Raw genomic sequence first — 10,381 nt, 5'->3', positions numbered from 1 at the left:
GACATAGCCATTCTGCATCGGCTTTCCTGGCGCGATGTAGTGCCATTCGACCTTGTGATCTTTCGACCAGGCGAGGATGGCATTCGACGTGAGTTCGGTGCCGTTGTCGGAGACAATCATTTTTGGCTTACCGCGTCGTTCAATCAGCGTCGTCAGTTCTCGAGCAACACGTCGACCGGAGATAGATGTGTCCGGGATTGCCGCCGGGCATTCGCGCGTCACATCATCGACAATGTTGAGAACGCGGAAGCGTCTGCCGCAGGCAAACTGATCATGGACGAAATCCAGCGATCCCCTTGCCCGGCAGGCGTTGCTTACAACGCCGAGAGGGAGCGGGCATTGGCCTTCGCTTCAACCAGGATCGGCGCACGCGTGCCGACCGCACGCCGCCGTGCTTTCCGCTTGCGAACCGAAAGACCTTCCTCGCGATAGAGCCGGTAGATGCGATTGACCCCGGACGCTTCTCCATCCCGACGAAGCAGGATGAACAGCCGTCGGTAGCCATGCGAACACCGTGGACTTTGCCGGCATCTCCTCATCAAGGCAGATGGAGCGGAGGCTTTCGCCGCCAGCGATGCGGTCGCAGATCTCATCGGAGAGCTTGATAGTGAATTTGGACGGCCTGCCGCCCTTCTTATCGCTGGTCATTTCCCCTCACCTTCTGATCGGTGTGGTAGTTAAATTTTCCCATCTCGCGCTAACCGTTCGCGAAACTCTTCGGTGTAGAGCCTGCGCTTGAGTTCAATCGGGGATTATCATGAAATACTTCCGCATCTTACCAGCCCTTGCTGCGCTGGCTTTCCTCTCGGCTTGCACCACGCCTCAGAACAAGATCGAAGCGGCTAAAAATGCGGAGTTCGTCAAAATGGCTCTTGCTCATAGCCCAGAGTTTCGACAGAGGGCCATCGACTTCTGCCGATCGAAGAGACTTACTGCGGGCGATAACGGCATGATGGTGCTCATTTTTAACCTCCCCGCGAAGAATGCTGATCAAGTCTTGTGCGAGAGAATGATCCGAGGCGTTGCATCAGGTCGGATCGGTACGAAAGACATACTTGATTGGAAAAAGACCGGAAGCACTACGCCCGAAATCCTTAGGGTTCTCCAGGGCCGATGAAATCGCTGTGCTTGCCATACTCTACTATCTTGCCCTCGTAGTTAGGCTGAAACCGGCGTTGCCCACTTCACGCCGTTTAAGAAGGCGCACAACCCCGAAGCGGCAGCGCGGTTCTACACCCAAGGGTGAAAGCCATTGGCTTGATGCCGGTGAAATGCCCGCTCTTGAAATATGACTCGACTCATGGATGTATTTTGCCATTATTTACTCGCCTAACACAGGAGGGGAAAATGGCAGATGAAGTAGAGATAAAGTGCATCAACAAGACTGATCGCTCTAACGCCCACGAACGCATTAGAAACGTTGGCGGCGTGAATACAAACGGCACTCGGTGGCGCCTTACTGAAAGCGAAGCTATTGCTGGTATTAAGTCAGGCAAATGGAAGTTCTGGACCACCGGAGGCGGTAAAAACGTCTGGGTCGTGATCGCTAAGAGTTCAGCTGGACACGAGTATCTGAAAACGGAGCCGGATGGGGTTCAGCCCAACAACCTTCTTGCACTTCCGGAGTGCCCAAAATAACAGCCATGGGTGAGGCGATGCCAACTGGCTCCAACACCCAAGCAAGCGCCTGTTGAGCGGCATATAGTTCTTGGTATTCCTGTTCTCGATCGCGGCCGACCGAGCTTCCGCGAGAGTGATCAACGATGCCGGCCCTAGGCCAATCTCTCGCCTCTTGCCGCGAATGACAATACGCTGGACCCAGTAACGACGGCCGCCATCATCAACCCGCAGATAAAGCCCATGCCCGTCGAAATACTTTCCTGGTGTCGAGGCATTCTTGACGAATTGCGCAGTCAAGGCTTTCTCTGGGCGACGATTTAACGTTGTCAACCTTTCCCCCTTCCTTTCCCCCAATACGATCTAGAACGATAAGAACGTTACCGGAACGCTTCGGACAATAGAAGCGGCAAAAACCCTTATTCCACAAGGCATCGCTGGCTATCTTCGGAAACCGCTGGAGACGAGAATGGCGCATGTCGGGTGCGCCAATCTTTTTCTGTCCATACCGAAGACATAGGTAACAGATCGTCCCTAAGACATGGGTGACAACCTCGTGCCGAACGGGTTGTCGATGGTTTGCAAAGTTCTCTGTTCCAGGTCGATATATCCCAGATCATAGTGCATGAAGCTGACGAGCCAAATACCGTCGTCGACTTCTTTGATGCCGAGCTTCTGGCCGGCCAGCACGCTCGAGATGTTGATCTTCTTGCGATAGATGCAGATGCGGCCGCAATGGGTCACCAGCGCCTCTCGATCGTGGAACGGATAGTCGATCTCCGGCAGCCCGTTATATCGGCGCGCCGATGGCGTGTAGAGATCGACCGGCGTCTTCATCGCCAGGGCTTCATGCGGCCGCTCGGTATTGAATTCGCTGACGAACGCATCGAAGCGGGCCTGTTGCTGCAGGATATTTCTGCCAGGTGGCCTGGTCGCCTCTTTCTTGAGCGTCAGGTGCATGCGCTCATGCCGGCCGTTTTCTTGGGGACGGCCCGGCCTGATGCGCTCGAGGACGATGCCGAGCCGCAGCCACCACACCGACAGCTTCGACAGATTGTAGAGCCCGTTGGGGCTGGCGAAAGGCAAACCGTTGTCGCTACGGATCGCGCTTGGCAGGCCACGCTCGGCAAACAGCCGCCGGAAGGCCTCGAAGACGCCAGGCTCCCGTGTCGATTCGAAGGCTTCACAGGCGAGAAGATAACGTGAAGCCTGATCGGTGACCGTCAATGGGTAACAGTATCGGCCATCGCCGAGTTTGAACTCGCCCTTGAAGTCGGCACACCACAGATCGTTTGTGAGCGCTACGAATAGCCCACGGCTTTGTCGATTGACGGCCGGGCTATTGGTTCGGGGTCAGTGTTTCTGCTTAGCCCTCCTGGGCATAAAGTATGTTCGGATATTGACGAGTGCTTCAGCGACGTCGGCAGCATCCTGGTGTGTCGCTTTGCGTTTCACCTCGCCGAGCTTGCGGATCGGCGCGATGATATCGCCAGTGACGGCATGGCCTCGAAGGACGGGCTGCCAAAGCTTGGGCGCGTATCCTGTTGCCAGCAGAAAGCAGAGATCCCAATCGAATGGATCAAAGGTCTGATCATCGATCCTGGTGAATCTGGGCCGATGGTCCTTCGGTGTTTCGGAAAGGCTCGCTGAGATGCGGTTATATTCTGCAACGATTGTTTGGACGGCCCGATGTTCGGTTGTTTCCATAGGTAGGTTCAGGGCATCCGGACCGGTCAGCTCGGGGATCCATTTGCGCGGATCGATGAACCTCGGTCCGATGATGAGAGCGGTAAGGTAACCATCGAGGCTGCTCATTGACCAGATTGGCGATGCCGGACGACGTCCCCTGCTAAAGGCTTCGAACGCCTCGTCATCGAGCTTGGGTCGTGGCGTCATCTCCTGGCTGTTCGGTGTCATGCTGCCCGTCGCTCCCGCTGTGACAGCGCGTCACGCTCAGCCTTCCAGGCCCAAGGCAGGAGGCTTTCCATTTGGTTGGCTTTCACTTTGCCGGAGATGATCTGCTCCAGCACATCGGCAATCCAGATCTCGGGATCCACGCCATTAAGCTTTGCCGTGTTGACGAGCGATGCCAGCACCGCGAAGGTCTTGCCACCGCGCTCGTTGCCCACGAACAACGAATTCTTCCTCGTCAGAGCCACGGATTTCATGGAACGCTCGACGACATTAGAGTCTACCTCAACCCGGCCATCATCGAGAAAGGCTGTCAGCCCCCTCCAGTGGTTGAGCGTGTAGGCGACGGCCTTACCAAGCGCCGATTTCGCCGACACCTCGTCGCTCAGTTCAGTGAGATGGGCGTTTAGTTCTCTCATGATCGGAGCTGCCTCGCGGCGCCTCACGAAGACCCGGGTATCGGCACTTTCGCCCCGTAGTCTAGCTTCAATACGATAGATTTCGGCAATCCTGGCTAGGATCGACAAAGCCTCCGAAGAGCCGGTCAGCTTGACGACATCAACGAACTTCCGCCGGGCATGGGCCAGGCAGAAGGCTAGCCGCAAGGGGGCGACATTGCTCTTCCCACGGCGCTTGGCCAATGTTTTATAGGCTTGGTATCCGTCAACTTGAAGCAAGCCGGCAAACGACGACAATTGTTCCTCGACCTCGCGGGCGCTTCGACTTTCTGCAAAAGTATAGGCGACCGCCGGCGGCGCCGGACCATTCCAGGGGCGGTCGTCAACCGCTTGTGCCCATAATTGGCAGACCTTGGTTCGTTTGCGCCCCGGATCGAGGCGCGGAAGTGGCGTCTCGTCACAGAACACCCTCGGCTGCGAGCGGATGAAGGCGGTGAGCGCATCATAGAGAAGCTCAAGCCACCAGGCGACCCGCGTGACCCAGGCGCCGAGCGTGCCGCGATCGATGATGACGCCGCAGGAGGCGAGCATCTGCGCCTGTCGATGGACCGGGAGATGCCAGGCAAACTTCGAAACGGCGACATGGGCTGCAAAGGCCGTGGTCACCATGCCGCCGTCCATGACGCGTGCCGGTGCGGGCGCTTGCACGATGGCACTCTCGCAGGCCCGGCAGGCATAGCGTGGCCGGATCGTCCGTTTCACCCGGACAACGGCAGGCACGATGTCGAGCGCCTCGCTGACATCCGTGCCGATGCAATGAAGGTCGAACGAGCAGCAGGGGCAGGTCTTGTCCTCCGGCTCGATGACCTCGTCGTAGCGCGGAAGGTGCTTGGGCAAGCTTCCGATATTGCGGGCTGGTGATCGCCGTGCCTGCGTTTTGTCTTCACCGGCCGGCGCGACATCGTCATTGGCAGCAATGGGAGTGTCGATCAGATCATCAAGGTCGAGCATTGCCTGCGTCGGATCAATGATCGTCATTTTTTCCGATTTCGTCCCGAAGAGCTGGCGCTCCAGGAAGGCTACGCGCGCCTTAAGGTCGGCATTCTCTTCGTTGAGCGAGAGAATGATCCGGGTCAGTTGCGCAGCATTCCTGGGCAGGGGATCGGGTCGAAGCGGCATGGCAAAACATACCATATGAGACTGAATCTTCAAGTAAATCCAACAGGATCAACCTGCTTTCAAGGGGCGTCTCACCGGGTTCTGCTTCACCCTCGTCCAGTCAATACCGGCAACCAAAAGCGAGAACTCTTCGCGCGTCATCTGCAGGGACCCATCGCGGATCGGCGGCCAAACGAATTTGCCAGCCTCCAACCACTTCGTCGCTAAAATCATGCCTGATCCGTCCCAGTAAATGCAGCGAAGTCGATCGAGACGCTTGGCGCGGAACACAAATACGTCACCACAATAAGGATCGGCCGCAAGCGCTGTCACCACCAATGCCACCAAGCCATTCATGCCACGTCGGAAGTCGACAGGCTGCGTCGCCACCATGATCTTCACACCGTTTGGTGAAAGTCCGATCACCGGCGCCCTCGCAATGCCGCCACCATCGCCTGCGCCAACTCGGGCGCCACCGAGCCGACAACCGTCATGCGCGCGCCAGCAATCTCGATCTCAATCCGACCGGCGGCGAAGGGGGTGACATCCGATGACGAGCTGTCGACGGACGCTCGATCACCAATCATCGTCACCGGCACGAACATCGCCGGCTGCGCGCAGTCCTTTGTGGTTCGCTGGGAGGTCAGCCCAGCTTCCCGACGCCAGACATTCAGCAAGCCGCGATTGACGCCCCAGCGCCGGGCAACAGCCGAGATGTTCACAGCAGGTTCCGCGCTTTCCGCAAGGATCCGCGCCTTCTCCTCGTCAGTCCAATTCCGCCGCTGCCGCCGACCGGTGATCACCTCAATCCGACGATACTTTCCCTCATGCCTCGCTTCATGCATGCCTTCATCCATGACTTCAAGCATGGCATCAGCGCGATCTCCAACCATTCCGTTCCGCTCCTATCGATAAAGGAGCTTATCTCGCGATCTAAATCACAAAAGAAAAGGTGGGGTGTTCGTCGCGCTCACGATCGTTCGGCAGCAATGCCTGTGACAAGGCTGTCCCTTCGGCTCGATGGCGTTGTCGTTTGCGGGCATGTCTTTGCAGACGCGTAAAGGACGCTGCAACGCTTGAATTGCTGCATTATTTAGCAGGAAACCCCGTGATCGTTAAATTCTTAGCGAAGCCTCCAATCAAACCGCAAAACGCCTGCGGTACGTTCCACGGGAATTTCGGGAAAGCGCCATGCTGCTGGATCTCAGGACAATCTATTTCATCGTTGCTGTGAGCTGTTTCGTGCTGGGCATTCTCCAGCTTGCAGCCTATACGACCGGCCGCTTCGAGAGGTGGCCGCTGTGGTGGGGCCTAAGCAACCTTCTTGTCGGCGTCGGGTCTTTCCTCGTCGCGTTGCGCGACCTCGTTCCCTACTCCGTCTCGATCGACGGCGGCAATGTCGTCACCATCGCCGGCTACGTGCTAATGCTCTTTGCCGTGCGGACGTTTTCGAGACGAGCGCTCGACCAGCGCTACTTCTGGCTTGCCATCTTGCTCGCCAGCGTTCCTGTCGTACTCATCGTCAGTGAACCATCGGCGGTCTCAGCGAGGCTCCTTTACGTCTCCGTCATCTGCTGTCTCTGCGATCTTGCCGTTGCAAGGGAGGCAATCAGCATTGTCCGACGCGAGAGGCTTTATTCGGCAGCCTTGCTTGTCGGTCTCTATATTTGCACTGCTGGGATCTTTGCGGTTCGCAGCATTCTCGCGGCGACCGGTGAGATTGGCGGGCCGGATCCTTTCGGCAGCAGTGCAATTCACAGCTGGATGGCGGTGTCGGCGGTCGCGTTCATCATGCTTCGCAGCATGGCCATGGTGCTGATGGCGGCCGAGCGCAGCCGAAATCAGCTCACGGAACTCGCTCACCACGATCCGCTGACCGGCGCGCTCAATCGCGGCGGCCTTGCCCAGCATCTGCCGGTTCTCGGTTCCCTGCCTATATCGCTACTGATCATCGATATCGACCATTTCAAGCAACTGAACGACAGACATGGTCACGCTGCCGGCGACGACATCTTGCGGCTTTTCGCCAGCGTTTCGAGAGGCATCATGCGCTCCGACGACCTGCTTGCCCGTCAAGGTGGGGATGAGTTCCTGGCGGTGCTGAAAAACGTTTCCCAGGAGGGTGCGGCGGCGATTGCCGAGCGCATCCGTCTCGCCTTCGCCGCTGCCGTCCTGCAGCGGCCGGATCTGGCAGTCTTTCCGACCCTGAGCATCGGCGTTGCGGCGCGTGCGGAAAGCTGCGGAGATTTTGAACGGCTGATGCACGAGGCGGACGAGGCGCTCTATCGTTCGAAGCGCGAAGGCCGCAACCGGGTCGACGTTTTTGGAGAAAATCAGCAAGCCGCGTAGGAACGGTGCGGTTGCGCTTTCGAATTCCCGCACAGGCCGGCAACCACCAGCCCTTCAGGCTGATTTAATCCAGCAGTCGTAGAGCACGATTGTGCGAGCACTCGCTCCCCAATCGGAGGTTTGCACAGGGAGGTCCTTCAACGGGCCTTTTCAGCTCTGCCTCAACGCCGCGAGGCAAAGCTTTCCCCACCGATGCCTACCGACGTGAGAAGCCCGGCGCCCATGGGGCCCGTTCTGAAGCCATGCGCGGCTCGCCGATCGCTTCAAAGTTTATGCGGAAATTGGTTTCTTTAATCACGTTCGCTCGAGCGCCTTAGACATGTGTCGCAACATATCTTCCTTGAACTGGTCGGCGACATCACGCGCATCTCGTTTGGCTTGATCTTCTGGCGACGCGACAACGTTGTCTGTTGAACGCAGCAACCAGCGCTGAAGACCTGCGGTCCCCGCCCGGCAATCGTCTGGAAAGCTGTCGGGCGACCGTGCAGGCCAGCGCTCGATAAGGATCAACAAGCAATGGCGCATCTGCTTCATCTGGACGGAAGCAGGCCCGTAGCAAGTCGAAATCACGGACTATCATTGACCCGAAAGAGCGTGATAGCCATCATGACAACGGCCAAGGAGGGCAAGCGATCATGACAGTTAGTAAACTCCCCGCGATCCATCCGGGCGAAATCCTGCAGGAACTGTATCTCGAACCGCTCGACATGACGCCCTATGCGCTGGCGAAGCACATCAATGTGCCGCGCACCCGCGTTGAGCGCATCATCTCCGAAAAGACGGGCATCACCACAGACACGGCGATGCGGCTGGCGAAGTTCTTCAAGACGGCTCCTGAGTTTTGGCTCAATCTGCAGAACGCCTATGATATCAAGATCGCCGCCCGAGTGATGGAAAACGATCTTGCGCAGATTAAAGAGCTTGAGCCCGCATAAGGCAGGCAACCAAAGATGAAAGTGCCCCGCATCGAAAACGTAACGCCAACGTCGAACATGACGCTGGAAATTCAATGGAAGGGTGCCCCGGCATCCGCCGCACACCTTTTCGGCTGGATTGCGACCGGCGGCGAACTTCTCACCCCTCTCAAATCGCCGGAAGTCTGGAAGACCGCGACCGTCACAGATTACGGCGCAACGGTCGAATGGGCTGGCGAAGATCTGGCAATCGATGCCTATCACCTTTTCCAGATCGCCGGAGACCAGCGTGATTTCGCCTTGGACGATGTGCGGAAATGGCAGGAACAAGCCGGCCTTTCCAACAACGAGGCTGCGGATTTCCTAGGCGTCAATTGACCTGCCAGTGAGAATTTCCTCCAGAATGGATTAGAGTCCGGCCATTTGGTGGCACTGTCCTGCCCGAGACCTGGAGAAACACTATGTCTGCGCGTCAGGGCCGCCTCTCAGGCCCTGCACTGGCTTCTTGAACCTCACCCCTGCCCCACCGCCGTTTTCCGGAATGAAATCAATCCCGGCCTTCACAAACGCTGCAATAATACTCGCGAGATTGTTGCCGATGGGCATGTGTGCTCCGCGTTCAAAATCAGCAATAGTCTGACGTGACACATTCGCTGCTTCCGCAAGCTGGGCTTGATTCCAACCCAACATAGCGCGCGCGGCACGGCACTGCTCCACGGTAAGATGCTTTTTATTCAAGGCAAACTTTCTGATTGACTTCTATCATTTTGTAGGGACACTAACATCTTGCGGTCGAACAGGTGGTGGAACACCTATTCGACCTAACCACAACCAAGCTATCGGGAGCTCGGATCATGGGTGATTCTGAGAATAGCAGAACTTTGCCTTCAAATACCCGTCTAAACATTCTTTCGTACACGACAGATTTTCTGGCGCGCGTGCAGGATCGCGACGGCAGTGGCGCCGATGCCGATCCTGCCTTGGCAAAATGGCTGGAATGGCACGAAGCCCACCGCGAGTTCGAGCTGAGCTGCCGTCTGCAACAGCATCTCGAGACCCAGTTAGTCGAGGCTGTGGGCTTTCCGATGGTTAAGATTGAGGTCCCCGGCACGCTTGAACCGGTCGTCATCCAAAACGAAGCGGACATCGAATATTGGCTAGAAGGTCCGGACAACGAGGAGGCCCGCGACAGGGCCAAGGAGGAGCTATCGGTACAACTCCGTCGTTGGAGCGCCGCAGACAAGGTCATGGGGTACACAAGAGCCCGGGAAGCCGAGCGCGTGGCCGCCGATCGTGAGCTGGCCTTGGCGGCGGAGTTATGGGATATGCCCGCACAGTCCATCGAAGGGATGATCGCCAAGCTGCAGGTTGTTCTGACACTGGGAATAGCATCGCCTGAAAGTGACGAATTTCCCTGGCCGCCACTGCGTTCGGTAATGAACGATCTCATTGAAATGGTCAAATCGCTGTCTGAGCTCGCGACCTCGGACAAAGCACAAACTCCAATACTCGAGGTGGCAGCTGTAAGAGCTCGTCAACGGTGACCCGAAGCCGCCTGACACAATACCGTTCCAAGCGGAGCCGATACCAACCAACGCGTTGGCGTCAACGTGCAGCGAAATTCGCGCTTCGGTTTTCGCGGAACGGCAGCGGTGATTTTGCCCCTTAGCTAACGGACAGCTTTCGGCCTCCATCAGTCATCTTAATGTCATCAGCTTAGGCGGCGGCATCACGTTTATCGCGAGACCGAACATATTGAGAGCTTGGCGGGTTGGGTGCGCTATTGCGCCGGGTGGTATATCGCGGGCAACTGAGGTGAATATATCCGAGAATACAATCTTTACGAGAAAACGGACGGCGGCATTGAGCTGATGTGGAAGTCTTAGCAATACTTCGATCCGGCGCCGCTTTACCGCACGATACCGATCGTTTTTACCATAGCGCGTGAATCTAGCTCCAACTTTCTTCGAAATATACTATGACGATTGCCATCGAGGGCGAGCCGCCATTAAGATCGATAGGCAGCAATCCTGT

Annotated in this window: 12 protein-coding genes and 4 pseudogenes; 7 read left to right on the top strand and 9 right to left on the bottom strand. The window is 57.1% G+C overall.

Features of this window, described 5'->3' with window-relative positions; translation table 11 throughout:
• Window positions 1-503, bottom strand: a pseudogene (locus GA0061102_RS23165) (DDE-type integrase/transposase/recombinase); the annotation flags it as partial.
• A pseudogene (locus GA0061102_RS33990) lies at window positions 499-648 on the bottom strand (terminase small subunit-like protein); the annotation flags it as partial. The pseudogenes GA0061102_RS33990 and GA0061102_RS23165, both read right to left, overlap by 5 nt.
• Window positions 649-757: 109 nt before the next feature.
• On the opposite strand from GA0061102_RS33990, the gene GA0061102_RS23155 reads away from it, so the two are divergent.
• The gene (locus GA0061102_RS23155; RefSeq protein WP_092853633.1) at window positions 758-1,117 is read left to right on the top strand and encodes a hypothetical protein; all 360 of its coding nucleotides are present in this window, start codon (window positions 758-760) and stop codon (window positions 1,115-1,117) included.
• Between the two features lie 230 nt (window positions 1,118-1,347).
• Window positions 1,348-1,638 carry a DUF3892 domain-containing protein gene (locus tag GA0061102_RS23150; protein ID WP_092853631.1) on the top strand — a complete coding sequence of 97 codons (291 nt, stop codon included), beginning with the start codon at window positions 1,348-1,350 and terminating at the stop codon, window positions 1,636-1,638.
• On the opposite strand, the gene GA0061102_RS23145 is transcribed toward GA0061102_RS23150, so the two are convergent.
• From GA0061102_RS23145 to tnpA, 6 genes and pseudogenes are all read right to left on the bottom strand, one after another.
• Window positions 1,555-1,917, bottom strand: coding sequence for an Arm DNA-binding domain-containing protein (locus tag GA0061102_RS23145; RefSeq protein ID WP_208858693.1), 363 nt, complete (start codon window positions 1,915-1,917; stop codon window positions 1,555-1,557). The two genes, GA0061102_RS23150 and GA0061102_RS23145, sit on opposite strands and share 84 nt — an antisense overlap.
• A 234-nt stretch (window positions 1,918-2,151) precedes the next feature.
• Window positions 2,152-2,910, bottom strand: a pseudogene (locus GA0061102_RS23140) (integrase core domain-containing protein); the annotation flags it as partial.
• A 60-nt stretch (window positions 2,911-2,970) separates the two neighbouring features.
• Complete coding sequence (locus GA0061102_RS23135) at window positions 2,971-3,534, bottom strand: UPF0149 family protein (protein ID WP_092853627.1); 564 nt, start codon at window positions 3,532-3,534, stop codon at window positions 2,971-2,973.
• A complete protein-coding gene (gene tnpC, locus GA0061102_RS23130) occupies window positions 3,531-5,105 on the bottom strand; it encodes an IS66 family transposase (protein ID WP_092853625.1) in 1,575 nt (524 codons plus the stop codon). Before tnpC ends, GA0061102_RS23135 begins: the two co-directional genes overlap by 4 nt.
• 48 nt (window positions 5,106-5,153) lie before the next feature.
• Window positions 5,154-5,510, bottom strand: a complete 357-nt coding sequence (gene tnpB / locus GA0061102_RS23125) for an IS66 family insertion sequence element accessory protein TnpB (RefSeq protein WP_092853623.1) — start codon at window positions 5,508-5,510, stop codon at window positions 5,154-5,156.
• Window positions 5,507-5,977 carry an IS66-like element accessory protein TnpA gene (tnpA, locus tag GA0061102_RS23120; RefSeq protein WP_092853621.1) on the bottom strand — a complete coding sequence of 157 codons (471 nt, stop codon included), beginning with the start codon at window positions 5,975-5,977 and terminating at the stop codon, window positions 5,507-5,509. Before tnpA ends, tnpB begins: the two co-directional genes overlap by 4 nt.
• Window positions 5,978-6,275: 298 nt before the next feature.
• Here tnpA and GA0061102_RS23115 point away from each other — a divergent pair, with 298 nt between their 5' ends.
• From GA0061102_RS23115 to GA0061102_RS23100, 4 genes and pseudogenes are all read left to right on the top strand, one after another.
• On the top strand, window positions 6,276-7,433 hold the full coding sequence (locus GA0061102_RS23115; RefSeq protein ID WP_092853619.1) for a GGDEF domain-containing protein: 1,158 nt from the start codon (window positions 6,276-6,278) through the stop codon (window positions 7,431-7,433).
• 410 nt (window positions 7,434-7,843) lie between these two features.
• Window positions 7,844-7,989 (top strand): annotated as a pseudogene (locus tag GA0061102_RS33630) (type II toxin-antitoxin system RelE/ParE family toxin); the annotation flags it as partial.
• 79 nt (window positions 7,990-8,068) lie between these two features.
• Window positions 8,069-8,368, top strand: a complete 300-nt coding sequence (locus GA0061102_RS23105; RefSeq protein WP_092853617.1) for a HigA family addiction module antitoxin — start codon at window positions 8,069-8,071, stop codon at window positions 8,366-8,368.
• 15 nt (window positions 8,369-8,383) lie between these two features.
• Entirely contained in the window at window positions 8,384-8,725 is a 342-nt protein-coding gene (locus GA0061102_RS23100) for a hypothetical protein (RefSeq protein WP_245298112.1), read from the top strand.
• An 81-nt stretch (window positions 8,726-8,806) separates the two neighbouring features.
• On the opposite strand, the gene GA0061102_RS23095 is transcribed toward GA0061102_RS23100, so the two are convergent.
• On the bottom strand, window positions 8,807-9,085 hold the full coding sequence (locus GA0061102_RS23095) for a helix-turn-helix transcriptional regulator (protein WP_245298111.1): 279 nt from the start codon (window positions 9,083-9,085) through the stop codon (window positions 8,807-8,809).
• A gap of 116 nt (window positions 9,086-9,201) precedes the next feature.
• Between GA0061102_RS23095 and GA0061102_RS23090 the strand changes: the two genes are divergently transcribed.
• Window positions 9,202-9,891, top strand: coding sequence for a hypothetical protein (locus tag GA0061102_RS23090; protein WP_167668043.1), 690 nt, complete (start codon window positions 9,202-9,204; stop codon window positions 9,889-9,891).
• Window positions 9,892-10,381 lie beyond the last annotated feature (490 nt).

Source organism: Martinezella miluonensis, from assembly GCF_900094545.1.
GTDB classification, from domain to species: domain Bacteria; phylum Pseudomonadota; class Alphaproteobacteria; order Rhizobiales; family Rhizobiaceae; genus Rhizobium; species Rhizobium miluonense.
The sequence above is the reverse complement of the archived record's forward strand: the minus strand, read 5'-3'. Positions and strand labels throughout refer to the sequence as shown.